The organism is Microbulbifer discodermiae (assembly GCF_040742695.1).
Taxonomy (GTDB): domain Bacteria; phylum Pseudomonadota; class Gammaproteobacteria; order Pseudomonadales; family Cellvibrionaceae; genus Microbulbifer.
Map to the genome: position 1 here is coordinate 24,632 of NZ_JBFLAB010000017.1, position 19,195 is coordinate 43,826.

Annotated in this window: 15 protein-coding genes; 6 read left to right on the forward strand and 9 right to left on the reverse strand. The window is 59.8% G+C overall.

Going from position 1 to position 19,195, the window contains the following annotated elements; genetic code table 11:
- Positions 1-102 precede the first annotated feature (102 nt).
- From AB1S50_RS08220 to AB1S50_RS08240, 5 genes are all read right to left on the reverse strand, one after another.
- Positions 103-486 (reverse strand): RidA family protein, encoded by a 384-nt coding sequence (locus AB1S50_RS08220; protein WP_367150083.1) that lies wholly within the window; start codon positions 484-486, stop codon positions 103-105.
- Between the two features lie 143 nt (positions 487-629).
- A complete protein-coding gene (gene spoT / locus AB1S50_RS08225) occupies positions 630-2,747 on the reverse strand; it encodes a bifunctional GTP diphosphokinase/guanosine-3',5'-bis pyrophosphate 3'-pyrophosphohydrolase (protein WP_367150084.1) in 2,118 nt (705 codons plus the stop codon).
- A gap of 43 nt (positions 2,748-2,790) precedes the next feature.
- The gene (rpoZ, locus tag AB1S50_RS08230) at positions 2,791-3,057 is read right to left on the reverse strand and encodes a DNA-directed RNA polymerase subunit omega (protein WP_367150085.1); all 267 of its coding nucleotides are present in this window, start codon (positions 3,055-3,057) and stop codon (positions 2,791-2,793) included.
- A 119-nt stretch (positions 3,058-3,176) separates the two neighbouring features.
- Positions 3,177-3,797 carry a guanylate kinase gene (gmk, locus tag AB1S50_RS08235; RefSeq protein ID WP_367150086.1) on the reverse strand — a complete coding sequence of 207 codons (621 nt, stop codon included), beginning with the start codon at positions 3,795-3,797 and terminating at the stop codon, positions 3,177-3,179.
- 228 nt (positions 3,798-4,025) lie between these two features.
- Positions 4,026-5,270 carry a sterol desaturase family protein gene (locus AB1S50_RS08240; protein ID WP_367150088.1) on the reverse strand — a complete coding sequence of 415 codons (1,245 nt, stop codon included), beginning with the start codon at positions 5,268-5,270 and terminating at the stop codon, positions 4,026-4,028.
- 325 nt (positions 5,271-5,595) lie between these two features.
- Between AB1S50_RS08240 and ahr the strand changes: the two genes are divergently transcribed.
- The gene (gene ahr / locus AB1S50_RS08245; RefSeq protein ID WP_367150089.1) at positions 5,596-6,630 is read left to right on the forward strand and encodes an NADPH-dependent aldehyde reductase Ahr; all 1,035 of its coding nucleotides are present in this window, start codon (positions 5,596-5,598) and stop codon (positions 6,628-6,630) included.
- 68 nt (positions 6,631-6,698) lie between these two features.
- Here the strand turns inward: ahr and AB1S50_RS08250 are convergent, their stop codons facing one another.
- Entirely contained in the window at positions 6,699-7,379 is a 681-nt protein-coding gene (locus tag AB1S50_RS08250) for a phosphoadenosine phosphosulfate reductase domain-containing protein (RefSeq protein ID WP_367150091.1), read from the reverse strand.
- A gap of 325 nt (positions 7,380-7,704) precedes the next feature.
- On the opposite strand from AB1S50_RS08250, the gene AB1S50_RS08255 reads away from it, so the two are divergent.
- Positions 7,705-8,298, forward strand: a complete 594-nt coding sequence (locus tag AB1S50_RS08255; RefSeq protein ID WP_367150093.1) for a 1-acyl-sn-glycerol-3-phosphate acyltransferase — start codon at positions 7,705-7,707, stop codon at positions 8,296-8,298.
- A gap of 352 nt (positions 8,299-8,650) precedes the next feature.
- Positions 8,651-10,840 (forward strand): TonB-dependent receptor family protein, encoded by a 2,190-nt coding sequence (locus AB1S50_RS08260; protein ID WP_367150095.1) that lies wholly within the window; start codon positions 8,651-8,653, stop codon positions 10,838-10,840.
- 67 nt (positions 10,841-10,907) lie between these two features.
- Here the strand turns inward: AB1S50_RS08260 and AB1S50_RS08265 are convergent, their stop codons facing one another.
- Entirely contained in the window at positions 10,908-11,987 is a 1,080-nt protein-coding gene (locus tag AB1S50_RS08265; protein WP_367150096.1) for a GGDEF domain-containing protein, read from the reverse strand.
- A gap of 286 nt (positions 11,988-12,273) precedes the next feature.
- Between AB1S50_RS08265 and AB1S50_RS08270 the strand changes: the two genes are divergently transcribed.
- Positions 12,274-12,795 (forward strand): macro domain-containing protein, encoded by a 522-nt coding sequence (locus tag AB1S50_RS08270; RefSeq protein WP_367150097.1) that lies wholly within the window; start codon positions 12,274-12,276, stop codon positions 12,793-12,795.
- Positions 12,796-12,839: 44 nt separating this feature from the next.
- Here AB1S50_RS08270 and typA read toward each other — a convergent pair whose 3' ends face one another.
- The gene (gene typA, locus AB1S50_RS08275) at positions 12,840-14,648 is read right to left on the reverse strand and encodes a translational GTPase TypA (RefSeq protein ID WP_367150098.1); all 1,809 of its coding nucleotides are present in this window, start codon (positions 14,646-14,648) and stop codon (positions 12,840-12,842) included.
- 240 nt (positions 14,649-14,888) lie between these two features.
- Here typA and AB1S50_RS08280 point away from each other — a divergent pair, with 240 nt between their 5' ends.
- The gene (locus AB1S50_RS08280) at positions 14,889-17,006 is read left to right on the forward strand and encodes a TonB-dependent receptor plug domain-containing protein (RefSeq protein WP_367150099.1); all 2,118 of its coding nucleotides are present in this window, start codon (positions 14,889-14,891) and stop codon (positions 17,004-17,006) included.
- A gap of 2 nt (positions 17,007-17,008) precedes the next feature.
- Positions 17,009-17,503, forward strand: a complete 495-nt coding sequence (locus AB1S50_RS08285; RefSeq protein WP_367150100.1) for a TlpA family protein disulfide reductase — start codon at positions 17,009-17,011, stop codon at positions 17,501-17,503.
- A 50-nt stretch (positions 17,504-17,553) separates the two neighbouring features.
- Here the strand turns inward: AB1S50_RS08285 and thiI are convergent, their stop codons facing one another.
- Positions 17,554-19,041 carry a tRNA uracil 4-sulfurtransferase ThiI gene (gene thiI / locus AB1S50_RS08290; protein WP_367150101.1) on the reverse strand — a complete coding sequence of 496 codons (1,488 nt, stop codon included), beginning with the start codon at positions 19,039-19,041 and terminating at the stop codon, positions 17,554-17,556.
- Positions 19,042-19,195 lie beyond the last annotated feature (154 nt).

The window sequence follows — 19,195 nt, forward strand, 5'->3', positions numbered from 1 at the left end:
TGGCTGAGCTGCCCTGCCTTTGGCAGTGCGGCTATTGCAGACAGTGATGATCCGGGCTGGGGATAAGTTGTGCTTCGGAGGCACAAAGTATGTGGCCCCAGGTCAGATTACCAGGACCCCTTCCACTTCAAACAGGGCGCCTTTGGGCAGCTCATTGACACCAACGGCGGCGCGCGCAGGAAACGGCTCCTCAAAGAACTCCTTCATAACTTCATTTACCGCCGAGAAATTCTTCAGGTCGGTGAGATAAAGGTTGAGTTTGACGACACGGGACAGGGAGCCGTTGGCCGCTACGCAAACGGCTTCCAGGTTGCGAAACGCCTGGCGTGCCTGCTCAGTGAAGTCGCTGGATACCATTTCCATGGTCTGGGGGTCCAGGGGAATCTGCCCGGAGAGATAGACGGTGTTATGCACTTTAACGGCTTGCGAGTAGCTACCGATTGCGGCCGGTGCCAGGTCGGTTTTAATCACAGCGCGATTAGGCATGGTTGACTCCGATGCTTGTTGGCAGGGAAAGCGGATCAATATAGCGCGTTCGGGCGGTGTTGGGGAGATCAAGAAAGAGGGATTGCCCCGAATGTGGTGATTTTGCCTGGGTGGGGCTTGTTGCGGTGCTCGCCCCAAAATGCTCAGGGGCGCGCGATACGTATCACCGCCGGCAGGTTGCGCAGCCGTTTCATCACCCGGGCCAGATGAACGCGGTTTCTGACTTCCAGAGTCATGGCGATGACACTGTTGTGCGCGTCCTTCTCATCCACGTGAATCTGCTCAATACTGGCCCCCTCTTCGGTGATGCGGGTGGCGAGCCGGGCGATGATGCCGCGCTCCGACTCCACTTCCACACGCACGTCGCCGAGAAACTCCCCTTTCACGTCCGGTGACCAGTTCACCGCCATGAGGTTTTCCGGGTGTTCGCGGAAATCAATGGTGTTGCGGCAGGTGTCCCGGTGAATCACCACCCCCTTGCCGGAGCTGATATGGCCGATGATGGTGTCGCCGGGAATGGGCCGGCAACAGCGGGCGAAGCTGACCAGCATGCCCTCCTGCTCATCGATGGTGAGCGGCGAGGAGATGTTGCTGGCCTCGCTTTCGCGGCTGTCCACAGGTACCAGCAGCTTGGCTGCGGAAAAGGCCACTTTGTTACCGAGGCCGATTTCCTCCAGCAGCTTTTCCAGAGTCGCGCACTTGGTTTCCTGCAGACCCTGCTGCAGCTGTGCCTCCCCCAGTTGCTCCAGGCTGGTATCAAACTTGCCCAGCGCCTTTTGCAGCAGCCGCCGTCCCAGCGCAACGGAGTCGTGGTGGCGCTGGTGTTTGAGATAGTGGCGGATGGCGCTGCGCGCTTTGGCGGTGACCACAAAATTGAGCCAGTTGGGATTGGGCTGGGCGTTCTTGCTGGTCAGGATCTCCAGCTTCTGGCCGCTCTGCAGCGGCTGCGACAGGGGCGCCAGGCGCTGGTTGATGCGCACCGCCACACAGGAGTTGCCCACATCCGTATGCACCGAATAGGCAAAGTCCACCGCCGTGGCCCCGGCGGGTAGGTCAATGATTTCGCCTTTGGGGGTGAAGACGTAAACCTCGTCGGGGAACAGGTCTATCTTCACATTCTCGATGAATTCCAGCGAATCGCCGGCGCGCTGCTGCATTTCCAGCAAACCCTGCACCCAGCGCCGCGCGCGCACCTGGCTGGTGCCGCCGGTGTTGACCACCTCGTCGCCGGAGGCTTTGTACAGCCAGTGTGCGGCGATACCGCTGTTGGCCATCTCGTCCATTTCCTTGGTGCGGATCTGTACCTCGATGGGCACCCCGTGCATGCCCAGCAGCACCGTGTGCAGCGACTGATAACCGTTGGATTTGGGAATGGCGATATAGTCCTTGAACTCGGAAATCACCGGCTTGTACAGATTGTGCATAACACCCAGCGCCCGGTAGCTGGTGTCCACGCTGTCGACGATGATGCGGAAGGCGTAGACGTCCATGATTTCCCTGAACGACTTCTTCTTGGCGCGCATCTTCTGGTAAATACTGTACAGGTGCTTTTCCCGGCCTATCACCAGGGCGTCTATCCCCTCCCGCTGCAGACGTACCTCAATGGCGTTCTGGATTTTTTCCAGCAGCTCCTTGCGATTGCCCCGCGCGGCCACCAGGGCGGCGCGCAGGCGGCTGGCGCGCAGCGGATAGATGGCGAAAAAAGCCCGGTCCTCGAATTCAATGCGAACATCGTTCATACCCAGGCGGTGGGCGATAGGTGCGTAAATCTCCAGCGTCTCGCGGGCGATGCGCACCCGCTTGTCCGGTTTTAGGGCGCCCAGGGTACGCATATTGTGCAGCCGGTCGGCCAGCTTGACCAGAATCACGCGGATATCCCGCGCCATGGCCAGGGCCATCTTCTGGAAATTTTCGGCCTGTTTCTCCACCGGGCTGTCGGTTTCAAACTGGGTCAGCTTGGAGACGCCGTCCACCAGTTCCGCCACTTCTTCGCCGAACTGCTCCGCCAGGGCCGCCTTTGGAATACCGGTATCCTCGATGACGTCGTGCAGCATGGCCGCAGCCAGACTCTGGTGGTCCATGTGCATGCCGGCGAGGATGGTGGCCACGGCCAGGGGGTGGGTAATGTAGGGTTCGCCGGAGCGGCGCTGCTGACCGTCGTGGGCCTGGTCAGCATAGAAGTAGGCGCGGCGGACTATTTGGATCTGATCGGGTGGCAGGTAGGAGGAGAGGCGGTGGGCCAGACTGTCGATGGTGTGCAAAGCCGTGCGCGCCTCTCTCGGTAAACCGCTCAGTTGAGAAAAGTTACAGGTCCTGGTCGGATAGATAGACCGGGGCGGCAACCGCCTGCATGGGGGACTGTTCCTCTTCCGGCTCGTCGAGAATGGCCGCGTCGATTAGGCCCTCCTCGATTTCCCGCAGAGCGATCACCGTCGGCTTGTCGTTTTCCTCCTGAATCAGAGGGTCTTTGACGCCAGAGGCAATTTGGCGGGCGCGCTTGCTGCCCACTATGACGAGTTCGAAGCGGTTGTCGACGTGTTCGAGGCAATCTTCAACGGTGATACGTGCCATAAACTTTCGGTTCCATTGCAATGTGCCGCGCTGGGCGGGTTCGGAGGACGGGAAGCGCCCACTGGACCGGTTATTGTAGCCCAGTGACTGCTGTGCGTAAATCGATCAACTGGGCGGCCTCAGCCGCGGTGCAGTAGCGCCCGCAGCAGCTCGGGGTGTTGCAGTCGCTGGCGCTGCAGCCGCTGGCGCTGGGCGCGCACTACTGCACCCAGGTCGGCGAGGGCCGAGTTGAAGTCATCGTTGACGATCAGGTAATCCGCCTCGTCAAAATGTGACATTTCATCGATCGCCTGGTCCATGCGCCGATCGATCACGCTGTGCTCGTCCTGGCCGCGACCGGTCAGGCGTTCGCACAGCGCCGCTTGAGAGGGCGGCAGTATGAAGATGCCCACAGTGTCCGGCATGAGGCGCCGCACCTGGGCGGCTCCCTGCCAGTCTATTTCCAGGACCACGTCGCGGCCGTCGCGCAGTGTCTCCTCCACCCAGTGCCGCGCAGTGCCGTAGAAGTTGTCGAACACCTGGGCGTGTTCAAGAAACGCATTTTCATCCAGCATGCGCAGAAACTCCGCGCGGGAGACGAAGTGATAGTTGATACCGTCTTGCTCACCGGGGCGCTTTTTTCGCGTAGTGTGGGAGACCGACACTGTGACCAGGTCATCGGCTTCCGCCAGTGCCTTGACCAAACTGGTTTTGCCTGCACCGGATGGTGCCGATACGGTGAAGAGGGTTCCTGCCTGCACAACGGGTCCTGCCTGGGTGATTCAGCCGGCATTATAGCCGCGAAGCGGCGGAAAATGGGCGGGCGTACGGTTGCCTCGCTGTGGCGAGGCCGAGTCCCGACCGGGTTGGGGGGAGTGTTGGGATTTGCGGCGCCGCGTTACCGCGCCGCCGACACCGGCCGGGACCGCCAGGCAGAGCATTCGCCTTCACCAGAGAACTTTCCGGTAGCCGGGTTCCGCTCTATGTTGCTAGTCGCTAACCAGGGCGACTCTATCTGCTTTACCCACAAAAGCCAACCGCCACCAGGCCAGTGCACTGATCAGTGAGTAGCCGGCGATTGCCGGCGCCAGCGGCCCGGGCAGGAGTACTGAAAGGGTGAGCAGCAGACCAAGCCGTGCCAATTCCCAGTAGCGAGCGGTGGGATATCGGTCGAGAATGCGGCCGTTGACTATGAGTCCCAACGCCAGCAGGGCGACACCCAGCCACAGTTGCGACAGGCTGAGCTGTTGCGCATACCACAGCAGTGGCAGGGTGGCGGCGGAAAAACACAGGTGCTGGGCCAGGGCATAGTAGCGTTGCCCGCGGCTGAGCACTGGGTCGAAACGCCGAAAGTGCTTCAGATCGGTGGAGGCTACCGGCATCACTGCCTCGGCATCAGCGGGCCTATAGCCGGTACGGCGGAACCAGAGGGTCAGTTTGTCCCACCAGCTGCGAGTGTGCCAGGCGTCCAGGGCCATGCGTTTATAGTGCTGCAGGTTCGCCGCCAAGGGGTCGAAGCTGTTGAGCGGTTTGCGCACACCGTAAATGCAGGGTTCCTGTTGCAGCTCTTCCTGGTAGCTCCCGAACAGGCGGTCCCAGATGATAAAGACACCCCCATAGTTTTTGTCCACATAGATCCGGTTCTGCGCATGATGTACCCGGTGATTGGAGGGTGTGACGAAAATCCACTCCATCCAGCGGACCTTGGGAAATTTCTGGGTATGCACCCAGAACTGGTAGATCAGGTCGATGGCACCGGCAGTGACCAGCAGTTCCGCCGGCAGGCCGATGAGCAGCAGAGGGATATAGAAAATCCAGCCGATCGGCAGTCCGCCGCATGGCTGGCGCAGCGCCGTGGTGAGGTTGTAGTCCTCGCTCTGATGGTGCACCAGATGGTCCGCCCAGAAGATATTGATCTCATGGGCCATGCGGTGCTTCCAGTAGTAGCAAAAGTCGTAGGCCACCACCGCCAGCAGCAGGTGCCAGACACTGTCCAGCGACCAGTTGAACCCCACCGCCTGGTAGTAGGGAGTCAGCAGCTCGTACAGCGGAATGTAAATCAGCAGTAAAAGGCCCTTGCGCACCAGGCCAGCCAGGCGGCTGAGAATCCCGGTGCTGAGGCTGCCAATGGCGTCGTTCAGCCGGTACAGGCCCCAGCCAAATTTGCGGTCCAGCGCCAGTTCCACCAACACTGCCAGGAGAAAAAAGGGGATGGCCAGGGTGACGAGACTCACAGTTACCTCGGTATTTTCATGGTTAAAACTTCCAATGCCGGAACTTTGCCACAGGGATGGCAGCGGGCAAATATTCACAGGGGGCGGATTTCAAAATTCGTTAGACTTTCTCTGGCGTGCTCCGGTGACTGGCAGCTGGCGGCCCCCGGTGCAGGTCCTAGACTTGCTACAAGCCGCGCGAATCAGTCCCAGCCAGGCTAACGCTGCACAAGGATATACCGCCGCCGGGCGGAGCCCTGCGCGAATCCCTCCGCATGATTGCGCAGGGTTTCAACGGCGACGCTCAAACCGATGAGGGGCTGTCTACCGGGTTGACGGGTCAACAGTGTCGACCGCCAGCAATGGGAGTCCATTGATCAACGCCTATGCCGCTTTCGAGCCGGGTGGTGAACTCAAGCCCTTCACATACGATCCGGGTGAGCTGCCCGCGGACCAGGTGGAGATTGATGTGCTCTATTGCGGTCTGTGCCACAGCGATTTGAGCGTCATCAACGACGACTGGGGCCTGTCCCAGTACCCGGTGGTTCCCGGACACGAGGTGGTGGGCAGAATCGGTCGGTTGGGATCCCAGGTTAGCCATCTGGCAGTTGGCCAGGCGGTGGGCCTGGGTTGGCATTGCGGCTATTGCAACCACTGTCACTGCTGCAACTCCGGCGACCAAAATCTCTGTGCCCAGGCGCAGGCGACCATTATCGGCCACCACGGAGGCTTTGCCGATAAGGTGCGCGCCGCAGCCGCCAGCGTAGTGCCAATTCCGGAGTCCATCGACCTGGCCACTGCCGGGCCCCTGTTCTGCGCCGGTATTACCGTGTTCAATCCACTGGTTCAGTTTGCGGTGAATCCCGACAGCCGGGTGGCTGTGATCGGTATCGGAGGGCTGGGGCACCTGGCGCTGCAGTTCCTCCGGGCCTGGGGCTGCGAGGTCACCGCCTTCACCAGCAGCGAATCCAAGCGACAGGAAGCCATGGATCTGGGCGCTCACTATACATTGAATTCCCGCGGCCCAGCTGCACTGGAGGAGGCCGCCGGGCGTTTCGATGTGATTCTGTCAACGGTCAACGTCAGGCTGGACTGGAACCAGTATCTCTCCACCCTGCGGGCCAGGGGGCGACTGCATCTGGTGGGTGCCACTACAGACCCACTGGATATCAGCGCCTTTCAACTGATATTCGGCCAGCGCCAGGTTTCGGGCTCGCCGGTGGGCAGCCCGGATACCATGGCCCGGATGCTGGAGTTCGCGGCACGCCACCGGATTCTGCCGGTGGTGGAGCGGTTCCCCATGAGCGAGGTGAACAGGGCGCTGGAAAAATTGGCCAGTGGCGAAGTGCGCTATCGGGTGGTGCTGGAGGGCGGCCGTTAGCGTTAACAGGCCCTATAGCCGCAGACCAATTTGCAGCCCAAACCCCCTTGGTTCAGGGCAGTAGCGCGTCATTTTTCGAGTAGCAGGCCACACTCCCGGTGTTCCTCTCCCTTGGTGGGATCGAAATAGATGTGGTTATCGGGCAAATGGTGCTCGTACACATACTCTTCCACGTCCAGCTCGTTCAGGTGAAACATAGGTGCGACGCGAATGGTGCCGTGGTTGCCCTCGGTGAAGATGTCGAGCTTCTTGCGAAAGGCGTTCTGGTCGTGGCGGATGCCGTTGAGCCAGACATCCGGCTGCAGCTCCTGCATAGCCCTGTTAAACGGCTCCAGCTTTACCGTCCGTGAAAAGAAGTCGTGTTCCGGTGTGTCCAGTGCGGGAATCCCCCCATGAACCGCATTGTAGTGGGCGGCGGACATCTTGGGTGCGTAAACCCTTATGTTGAGGTTGAGGGCTTCGATGAGCCGCTCCACATGCCGGTAGGTTTCCGGTGTGTTATAGCCATGATCCACCCATATTACCGGAATATCGGGCTTGGCCTGTGTCACCAGGTGCAAAAAAGCGACCGCCAGCGGGCGAAAATTGGTAAACACCACCGGATTTTGGGCATGTTCCATGGTGAAGCGCATGACCGCGCTGGGTTTGGCTCCCTGCAGCTGTTCATTTAGCGAAGCGAGATCCATGCCGTGATGAAAAAAAGGCGCCTGTCGGGTTTCGACAGGGGCTATATCGCATTTGACTGCCATGACTACTACCGGTCTGTCCAGGGGATGACGCTGGGAATGCTACTTCGCCGCGCCATGGCTTAAAAATAATAATAGTGAAATAGAATCAAACAAAAGGTTATAACGGCGCCACCACTTATGATTGGGAACGGAGGAATCCCCCTATTTCCCTGGGCAAATTATTCTGGGTGATAGGGCCTGGCAGCAAGGTTACTGATCCCGGCACTTCTCGGCTTGTGACTGCTTAAAGCTATTCGGTCGCTAAAGGTTTTGGCGTCAAATTGCTCTCCTGGTATTTTGCGTGGACAAAAGTAATAAAAACGACCGGTGGAGAGCCCCGAGATTTATGGCTGCATCAGTTCCTGCAATACCGGCCGCCTGGCCCCGTATGGGCAACGCGGTAACCCGATTCGTCGGGCGCAGTGTTTTACGACTGTTTGGTTGGAAGATTCACGGGCAATTGCCGTCCCACCCTCCGTGCCTGATAGCCGGGGCGCCACACACCTCCAACTGGGATTTCGTGTTTGCCATGGCGGCCATTCTGGCGATGGGGGTTCGTATCAGTTGGCTGGGCAAACACACGATTTTTGTCTGGCCATTCCGCTCCCTGCTGTCCCGGCTGGGAGGTATAGCGGTAGACCGCAGTGTGGCCACCGGTGTGGTGGGCCAGGCAGCTGCGAAGTTGCAGGAGGACCCGCATACGGTAATCGCCCTGGCACCCGAGGGCACCCGCGCGCGGGTGAATAATTGGAAGACCGGCTTCCTCCGCATTGCCGCCCAGGCGGGTGTGGCCATTATTCCAATCGGTATCGACTACCGATCGCGCAGTTTCGAGATAGGGCCACCCTTCCACCCCACCGGAGACCAGGCCGCCGACCTGGCGGAATTCAAGCGTTACTTTCGCCGGTTTCAGGGTAAGCGTCCGGAGCTGGCCGGCTAAAGCCTCTCCGCGCGCTACCTGCGATAGCACAGCTTCCCCAAAACAGCGGCGGCGCTGGGCCCAGGCTGCGCTATAGCTCCTCTCTCTCCGCCTTCACGATTTTGGCCGCCTGCGCCTGGCCCCCCGCATCTATGAATCCGGCGATCCGGTAGCCGATGCCTCATCCATGTGTGGGACTAGCAGGCTGTTGAAAAACACTTTTTCAACAGCCTGCTAGTCCCTGAACAAAAGAATGTCGGCTAATTGACCCCTAACCCTTGGTGTTATGCTAAGTGTAACGGTAAAATGCAATCGTTCTCATTAACATATAAAGTCACAAATAAAACCCGCACTGACCCACCTTGGAGGATTGATGAACCGTTTCACCCTGGCGCCGCTGGCTGTGGCGCTGTCCGCTTCTGTATCCCTTGCCGCTGAACAGGGCCCTACCAGGCTGGAAGCCGTCACGGTGATAGGGGATGCCGAAAATATCGACACTTTGCCGGGCTCGGCGCATCTGATTGATGAAGAGGAACTGGCCAGGTTCGAGTTCACCGATATCAATCGCATAGTGCGTTCAGTACCGGGTGTCTATCTGCGGGAGGAGGACGGTTACGGCCTGCGACCAAACCTGGGTATCCGCGGATCCGGCAGTGGACGCTCCGGCAAGATCTCCCTGATGGAGGACGGTGTGCTCATTGCTCCGGCACCCTATGCGGCGCCGGAAGCCTACTATTTTCCCACGGCTGGCCGCATGGTGGGCATAGAGGTGCTCAAGGGGCCCTCGACACTGCAGTATGGGCCCTTCACCGTGGGCGGTGCAGTCAATCTGTTGAGTACCCCGATTCCCTCGACAGCAACGGGAGTGATCCAGGCCGAAGCCGGTGAGAATGCGGAGCGTCGCCTGCACGCCTACTATGGCGATAGTACCGAGACCACTGGCTGGCTGCTGGAGACCCACCAGCAGTATGCGGACGGTTTCCGCGAGATCGATGGTGCCGGCAGTGCCGATATCCAGGTAGAGGACTATGTGGCGAAAGGCCGGCTGCGTTCGGATGCCGGCGCCAGGTACCAGCAGCAGTTGGACGTCAAGCTGCAGTACTCGGAGGAAAAGTCTGGGGTGAGCTACGTGGGTCTCACCGATGCCGATCTTGCCGCCAACCCCAACCGCCGCTACGGCCTCACCGCCCTGGATGAGATGCAGAACCGCCACAGCACAGTGCAGCTGAATCACAGCATTGCCCTCAGTGAGGGTTTTAGCCTGCATACCCAGGCGTATTACAACAAATTCAAACGGGACTGGTTCAAGGTCGACAATGCCCTTGATCTGCTGGAGTCTGCCAACCTGGGCGATGCTGACGCCCAGGGGATACTGGATGGGAGTCTCGACTATATCTACGATCCCAATTCGGAAGACAGCCCCGGCTTCGAGTTGAAGCACAATAATCGCAGTTATACCGCCAAGGGCCTGCAGGTCAGTGGCGACTGGAATTTTACGGCGGGGGGCTTCAGTCACGACCTGACCCTGGGCCTGCGCCGCCACGAGGACGAGGTGGACCGCTTCCAGCCGGTGGAAATCCACAACCAGGTGGATGGAGAGCTGGTATTTGTGGAGACCAAGGAGCCCACCGGCAGCAACAACCGGGTGGAATACGCCGAAGCCAATTCCCTGTTTATCTATGATGAGATCCAGTTGGCAGAGCGGCTGGCAGTGACCGCCGTGCTGCGCTACGAGGATGTCAGCACCAGCCAGCAGCGCTACGATGACCCGGCCCGCACAGTGGCCGGCAGCAGCCGTTCGAACGAGGTTTCCGAGTGGCTGCCGGGTCTCGGTGTGGTTTACAGCATCAGTGATCAGTGGAGCCTGATCGCCGGTGTGCACCGGGGGTTTGCCCCTCCGGGTGCGGGCTCCAGGGATGGCGTTGGTGCCGAACTCTCCACCAACTATGAATGGGGCACGCGTTTCGATGGCGACGTCGTCAGTGGCGAACTCATCGCATTCTTCAGTGACTATGAAAACACGGTGCAGAATTGTTCTGTGGCAGTCCCCTGTCCCGACGGTGCCGAAAGCGGTACCTTCAGCTTGGGTGAGGCGGAAATCCAGGGTATAGAGGCGTCGCTGCAACATCAGTGGGAGCTGGCCAACAACTGGATAATGCCGTTGCGAGCCACATATACTTACACGGATGCCGAGATCAGCCAGACCAGTGATGCGAGGGACATTCTCGCTGGCGACAATCTGGCCTATCTGCCGGAAAATGTATTTGCGATCACCACCGGTATCGACAGTGGTGCCGCCTGGAGGCTGGATCTCACCGCCGCCTACCAGGACGATATGTGTGTGAATACCCGCTGCAATCGGGCGGGATCGGACGCGTTTGACCGCACCGATGCCCTCTGGATCCTGGATGCCGCTGCGCACTACAGCTTCAGTCAAAGCCTGAATGGCTATGTGAAGATCGACAACCTGCTGGACGAGCAGGAGATCATCAGCCGCAGCCCCGAGGGGGCCAGGGCCAACAGGCCGCGCACCGCCACTCTGGGCGTAAAGTACGTCTTCTGACCACGCCTTGCCGCCAGAAGCGAAAAAGCCACGGTTCACCGTGGCTTTTTTGTTGCGCCGGCCCGGATCAGGTCGCCATAACGCGGTTGCGGCCGCTTTTCTTGGCCCGATACATCCGCGCGTCCGCGGCCGCCAGTAGTTTGCCGTGGGTGGAGTGGCTGCAGTGCCCTTCGGCCACGCCAAAACTGATGGATACACAAACCGGCTGTGGATACCTGCTGCTCAGGGCCTCCACCCTGGCGCGCAGTTTTTCCGCCAGAATACGGCCTCCGCCAAGATTGGTGTTTGGCAGTAGCACCAGGAATTCCTCCCCGCCCCAACGGGCTACGACGTCGCCTTTGCGTGTGTTTCTGCGCAGGATCTCCGCCACATCCCGCAATACCCGGTCGCCGAAGGGGTGGCCGAAGCGGTCGTTGATGGTCTTGAAGTTATCCAGATCACCGATCAGTACCGTGTAGCGCCCCGACAGTTCCCGGTTGCGCCGCTCCATGTTCGACAAAGACTTATAGGCCTGGCGGCGATTGGGCAGGCCGGTGAGTGCATCGGTATTGGCATTGCGTTCCAGTTGCTGGGTCAGGCGGTGTAGCAGCTGCTGGGTCTGGTGACGGCTGCTGTCCAGCAGTGCCGTGAGCGCGGTGAGCGCGCCGAAGACGGCGATAAAACGCACTCGGTAGGCGGTGTCATAGTCCGCCGCCAGCAGCGGAAATTCCGGTGTGAACAGCACCGCCACGGTAACCGCCCCGACCGCTACCAGGGTACTGGTGCCCAATTTGTAGCCATATAGGTTGATAAAGCCGGGCACCAGCATCACCGCCCACATCAGCCCGCTGTTATTCACGCCTCCGGACAGCAGCAGGTAAAAGTACAGTACCAGTAAAAGTACGCCGACCAGGGTGGGGGTTTTCGGGCTCGACCCGGCCAGATGGATAGTGAAATAGGCGGAGAGAATAACGGTTGTCACGGCGAACAGGGCGCCTGCGACCACTATCTCGCCCCGGGTGAGTGCGATAACCCCCATGGCACCGGTGATGGCGAAAGAAAAGATCAGCATATAGCCGGAAGCCTGGATGCGCCGGCGCAACTCCAGTTGCCGCGCCTCTTCGATGGGGTTCTCCGCACCGCTTGAAAAAGGCCCGCTAACCGACACTCTGCACCCCTATTGCAGTCACTCTGTCACCTCTTGCGGTGGTATTTTTATCGTTGTGGTACCAAACGGCGGCGTTTTATCGCCACCCCCGCCATCCTGTGGATGTGGGGCCGCCAGGCATTGCAGCCCAGCGGTACTGAAGGCGCTGTTATAACCCCATGGGGCTTTTGTTTGACGTTATGATAACGACCGCCAGCCAGTATAGGTGCAATCAACGGGGTGCCAAAGCGTTCGCCGGCAATCCACGCCAGCGGGAAACTACCCCCTAAAGGGAATCTGCGGTGCAGTGAGCAACATCCAGCTAATTTGCGGCGATATTCTGACACACGGGGCAGATGCGCTGGTATGCCCGGCACACAAACACCTGATTCGCGGGCGCGGCCTGTCTGCACAGATTTTCGATCGTGCCGGCGCCGGACTGGCGGCTGCCTGTGCCGGCCTGTCGCCCTGCGGCGTGGGCGAGGCCCGCCTGACCCCCGGTTTCGACCTGCCGGTGGCTTTCCTGCTGCATACAGTGACGCCCCAGTGGAGCAGCGGCGATCAGTGGGGGGAGCAGGGCATAACGCTGTTGCGCCGCTGTTACGAGAGTGTGCTGGCGCTGGCGCAGGCGAGAAACCTGCACTCTTTATTATTTCCCGCCCTGGGCGCGGGTACCAACCGTTTTCCCCACCCAGTAGCCGCCCACCAGGCGCTGGCTGCACTGCACGAAGCCGGCGCGGAGTTCGAGCGGCTCACCGTCTGTCTGCACACCCCGGCGGCGCTGGGAGACTGGCGCCGGGTGGAGCGGCGTTTCTACACCGCCGGTTGAGCGGCGGCACTCGCTCTGCGTCCCCGCGGCTGTGGAGGCTTCCTTTATTTCTTCGCCCGCTTGCGCATATTTTCCTGCAGGATCTTCTTGCGCAGGCGCAGATGATTGGGGGTGACCTCCACCAGTTCATCATCCTCAATGAACTCTAGTGCCTGTTCCAGGGTGTGGCGGATAGGGGGAGTCAGGGTCAGGGCCTCGTCGGTACCGGCGGCGCGGATGTTGGTGAGCTGCTTGGCCTTGGTGGGGTTCACCACCAGGTCGTTGCCGCGAGAGTGAATGCCCACTATCTGGCCCTCGTAGATGTCTTCGCCGTGACCCAGAAACAGGCGGCCGCGGTCCTGCAGGGCGTAGAGGGCATAGGCGAGGGTTTTGCCCTTCACCATGGAAACCAGCACGCCGTTGACACGCTTTGCAACCTCGCCCTGCTTCACCGGACCATAGTGGTCGAAGATGCTGGTCATGATGCCGGAGCCACTGGTGAGGGTCAGGAACTGGCTGCGAAAGCCGATCATGCCGCGGGAGGGCACCATAAAGGTCAGGCGCACCCGGCCCTTGCCATCCGGTTCCATATTCTTGAGTTCCGCCTTGCGCAGGCCCAGCTCCTCCATGATCGGGCCCTGGTGCTGCTCCTCGAGGTCGATCACCACCTCTTCGTAAGGTTCGAGGATCTCGCCATCGACCACCTTTTGCACTACTTCCGGGCGGGATACGCCCAATTCGAATCCTTCGCGGCGCATATTTTCGATTAAAACGGAAAGATGCAGCTCGCCACGGCCGGAAACCTTGAATTTATCCGGAGAGTCTCCTTGCTCGACACGCAGTGCAACATTGTGGATCAACTCCTGGTCCAGGCGCTCCTTGATATTGCGCGAAGTAACGAATTTACCGTCCTGGCCGGCAAACGGAGAGTCATTGACCTGGAAGGTCATGCTAACGGTGGGTTCGTCCACACTCAGGGCGGGCAGCGCCTCCGGCCTGTCCGGATCGCACAGGGTGTCGGAGATATTCAGCTCGCCCACACCGGTGATACACACTATGTCACCCGCGCTGGCCTGCTCCACCTCGGTGCGCTCCAGACCCAGATAACCCATCACCTGCAACACCCGGGCTTTGCGCGAGTCGCCATCCCGGTCCAGCACCAACACCGGCTGGTTGGGCTTGAGGGTGCCGCGGGTGATGCGGCCTACACCAATAACACCCACATAGCTGGAGTAGTCCAGGGCGGAGATCTGCATCTGGAAGGCGCCGTTGGGATCCACTTTAGGGGGCGCCACCTTGTCCACGATCATCTGGAACAGGGGCGTCATATCATCGGCCATATCCGTATCATCGAGGCCCGCGATTCCGTTCAGAGCAGAGGCGTAGATGACCGGAAAGTCCAGCTGTTCATCCGTAGCACCGAGGCTGTCAAAGAGATCGAACACCTGATCCATAACCCAGTCGGGGCGGGCTCCGGGGCGGTCGATTTTGTTGATCACCACTATGGGATTGAGGCCCTGCTCGAAGGCTTTCTGGGTTACGAAACGGGTCTGTGGCATTGGGCCGTCCACAGCATCTACCAGCAGTAACACCGAGTCCACCATGGACAGGACCCGCTCCACCTCGCCGCCAAAGTCGGCGTGCCCCGGGGTGTCGACGATATTGATACGGTAGTCGCGCCAGCGGATCGCAGTGTTCTTGGCCAGGATAGTAATACCCCGCTCGCGCTCCTGGTCGTTCGAATCCATCACCCTCTCCGCGTCCGCGTTGCGGCGGTCCAGAGTGCCGGACTGTTGCAGCAGTCTGTCTACCAGGGTGGTTTTGCCGTGGTCGACGTGGGCGATGATCGCGATGTTGCGCAGATTGTCTATCACAGGGGGAACCTCTAGAGGGTGAAGCCCGGCCGGGTCCCGGACCGCCGTTAAAGGCGGAAGCGAGCCGGTGGCGCGGCCAAAGCGCGCGATTATAGTGAGGATATATAGCAATTGGGAGGAGTTTCGGGCCCTTGGCCGGCCTGGCCACAGAGGGCGATGGCTTATTGATTGTAATAGCAAATACAAACTATTATCATTTGCAGGTAAGAAAAATATCAAAATGGAGATCTCAAACCCCCTATGGCTTTTTATTATCGCTCCCTGCTGCCAGTGATCCTCACCACCACCCTGCATCCTGCTGTCGCCTCTGATTCCCCGGCCGGCCTGGCGCCGAGCGAAAAAATGGAAGAAACGGTGGTGGTAGGCGTGCGCCAGCGCCTATACGAAGCCGGTACACTGCTGAATGCCATTCAGAAAACCGAAGTGGTGGACGAAACCCTGATCAAGGCCATGCAGGCGATCAATCTTACCCAGGCCATTGAAAAATCCCCCGGCGTGCGGGTTTCGAATGAATGTTCCATGTGCGGCGTCAAGCGCATTATGCTGAACGGCATGCGCGGAGAGCATTCCACCATCCTCACCGATGGTATTCCCCTGCACACCATGATGGCCGGCTACTATGCGGTGGATGCCCTCGCCACCACCGGTGTGGAGCGCATAGAGGTGGCTCGCGGTGCCGGTGCCTCGCTGCTGGCACCGGAGGCCATAGGCGGCACCATCAATGTGATCTCCAAGGAGCCGCAGGAAACCGGTCTGAACGTCAACGCCTCCCGGGAGGATAACGACAGCTTCTTCGTCGGTATCATGGGCGGCCATGTCAGCGATGACGATCGCACCCGTACAAGCCTGGTATACCAGGGTGACAGGCACCACCAGATGGACAATGATGGCAACGGCGTCAGCGAAGCACCGTTGCAGGAAAACACCAGTTATGTGGGACGCGTCTCCCATGATTTCAGTGGGCGCGACAATCTGGTACTGCGTCTGGCATACACTGACTCCACTATATTCGGCGGCCCCCAGGACTATTCTATCGGCTCGGTGCTGCGGGGTTTTGATGGGTTGGAATCCGAGCACCTGTTCGAGAATGACGATGTACGGGCTGAGTACATCGGCAAGCCCTGGGAAACCACTGAGTGGATAGATACACAGCGCACCGAGATCTCCGCCAACTGGCTGCGGGAACTGAGTGAAAAATTCAATACCAGCGTTACTCTGGCCTGGTCCGAACACCAGCAGGATTCCTTCTACGAGGGGTTTGACTATGCCGCCAGGGATCGCCTGTTTTACGTGGATTCGCGCAACAACCTGATACTGAATGAGACCCACACGCTTACCTTCGGTGCGGATTTACGCGATGAGATAATGCGCTCCGATTCCTTCGCAGGTAGCCTGAGCGCCGACTATGTGGAGGACAGCTTCGACTATCGCACCGGTGGCCTCTACCTACAGGACACTTGGCAGGCGTCGCAGAAACTTGAGGTATCCGTAGCTGTGCGCCTCGACAGGGTCAGCGCTGACTTTGTGGCTGAGGAAAAACCCGGTACTGAGATTGAAGAGACGCTGCTAGCTCCGCGGATCGATATGCGCTATCTGCACAGCGACCAATGGACATCGCGTTTGGCTTTGGGTCGCGGCTATCGCGCACCTCTGTCTTTCTTTGAGACGGACCACGGTATCCTCGATGCCGGCGATGGTTTTGCCATCGACATCGAAGAGTTAGAAAAATCCCTCTCCACCACCTATGCGTTGAGTTACGCGGGTGAGCGTCTCAATGGCACTCTGTCCCTGGCGCGCACAGAGGTAGAGCACCTGGCGGCCCTGGGCGAGACCGAAAGAGGCGTACCGCTGCTGACGCAAATGGCGGAAACCGCCGTCGTCTCCGCCGGCGATATCAGTCTCGGCTATACGCTGAGCGACACCCTAAAGGTCAGCACCACGCTGGAAAACTACGTCTACGACCGGGTATTCAAAGAGTCCTATGCCATTGCCCCCATCGAACAGCGCGCACTCTTGAGCCTGGACTATGGCAGTGGTCCCTGGATGGTGTATGCCAGCGCCAGCTGGATAGGTGCGCGAAACCTGCGCGACTATGGCTATGAGGGTTACAACCGCCTGGGTGGCGCGTTGAAGAGCCAGAGGGCGGAGGCCTACTGGACCCTGGACATAAAGGTGGGCTACGACGTTAGTGAAAACCTGAATGTCTATGTCGGTGGCAATAACATCACCGATTACACCCAGGTGAACGATGCTGAAACCCCACTGTTCTGGGACGCCGGTGGCGCTTACGACGTGGCTTATATCTACGGCCCACTGCGCGGGCGCGAGATATACATGGGTCTCGACTGGAGCCTGTAACAGTGCGCGCGCTGTTGGTGTCGCTGATGCTGTTCCCGACCGCTCTCCCGGGTGTGGCGAGTGAAGCTAGGTTACTGGATATGGAGTTGAGGAGCCTGGCCGGCCCCGCGCGGGCCAGTCTTGCGCAGTATCGTGGTCTGCCGGTGCTGATGGTGTTTTTTGAGCCCGAGTGCCCCTGGTGCTTCCGTCAGGTCAGGACCCTCAATCGGCTTTTGGCCCGTTGCCCCGGTCAGTTCCAGCCCCTGGCGGTGGGCACCAACGGTGCCCGCCGGGCACTGCTGGCAGAATATCGCAGGCTGCGCCCCAACTTCCCCGCTTTCCAGATAAGTGGCGAACTGTTAGATAAAGTGGGCTCCATCCCCGCCACGCCTTTCACCCTGCTTATTGACCGCGACGGCCTGCCCGCTGGCTGGTTGCGGGGTTTTGTGCCTGGGGAAAAGTTGCAGCCGGTGTTGGCAAGGCGGCTGGAGGTTACCTGCGACGGCCAATCCAGCTGACCCCTGATAGTTTGGCGGAGAAGGGGCGCCGTGGATTGTGGGCAGGCACCTCAGGTTTGCTCCCGATCTGACCCGGGGACGCTTTTCTCCGGTCGGTAGACCCCCACATTGCGGTAGCCCTCGTCCAGTAGATGGGAGGCGTGCAGGCGACTCATCACGCCGCGCGCGCAATACAGCAAATATTCTCGCTCAGGGTCCAGCTGGGCGAAGCTGCGATTGAGGCGGTAGAAGGGGATCACCTGCACCTCGCGGTGCTCCAGCTCCAGCGGGTCCAGTTCCTCCTCCTCCGGGTGGCGGATGTCGATCACCACGGCGTCGCCCGGTTCCGAGCGGATCTCCACTTCCGGCGCCTGACCGTCCACTTCCTCGATCACCTGGTCGATGTTCTGGATGTTGCGGTCGGCGATGGCGCGGTCGAGGATCGCAAAATCGAAACGGTTTTCCTCCGCTTCCACCTTTTCAATCTTGGCGCGGGTCGTGGGCTTTATGGAGATGACGCCACAATATTCGGGAATCTGTGCGGTGAACGCTTCGGTGCCGATTGCCCGGGAGGTTTTGATGATGTCGGATTTGTCACTGGTGACCAGCGGTCGCAGTACCAGTGTGTCGGTGACCCTGTCGATCACCGCCAGATTCTTGAGGGTCTGGCTGGATACCTGGGCGATGGCTTCGCCGGTTACCACGGCGTCCACCTCCAGCTCCCGGGCGATGACACTGGCAGCCCGCAACATCATGCGCTTTAGAATTACCCCCATATGGGAATCGTCCACCCGCTCCAGAATCTCCGCCACCACCTGGTCGAAGGGCACAGTGACGAAACGCACCCGGTGGGAGGCCCCGTATTTGTTCCACAGGTAGTAGGCTACCTCCTTGACACCCAGCTCGTGCTGGCGGCCCCCCAGATTGAAAAACAGGAAATGGGTGCGGATACCGCGCTTCATGGTCAGGTAGCTGGCCACGGTGGAGTCGAAGCCTCCCGATATCAGGGATAACACCGGGTCCTGAGTACCCAGGGGAAAGCCGCCGAGTCCGGGGTGCTGCTCTTCGACCACGTTGAGCTTGTCGTGGCGAATTTCCAGCTTCACGGTAATATCCGGGTTGCGCAGCTTTACTCCGGCCGCCTCTGTGTTCACGTTGAGGCCGCCGCCCACATACTGCTCCACATCCAGGGATTTGAAATCGTGCTGGCCGGTGCGTTTGACACGGACACAGAAAGTTTTGTCTTTCAGGGCAGGGCCCCACACCGACAGGGTCTTGCGGTAGATATCCTGCAGGTCGCCCAGGGGAAACTGGCGCACGCGGGAATAGTTGGCGATGCCGGGGGTGTGGGAGAGCACCGCCTCTATACGATCGCCCAGATGGGCTACGGCGTCCGGGGCGATCACGTCGATCTTCTCCCAGTCCTTGCGCACCTGGATGCGGTCATCCAGGGGCCGCAGCAAACGCTGTAGGTTGTCCTTGAGCTGGCGCGACATGCGTTTGCGCACCGGATTGCTCTTGATGGTGATTTCGGGGAAAAACTTAACGACAAAGTGCATGGGGTCTGGCCGGATACCGCGGTTGCTGGGTAAGCGTCACATTATAAACCAGAGCAGTGCAACGGGGCGGCGCCCCCTTCTTGTGCATTTGCGGAACAAAGAGCGCCATTTTGGTGCGTCGGCCGGTGGCTGCCTGTGGACTTTGCACCTATTC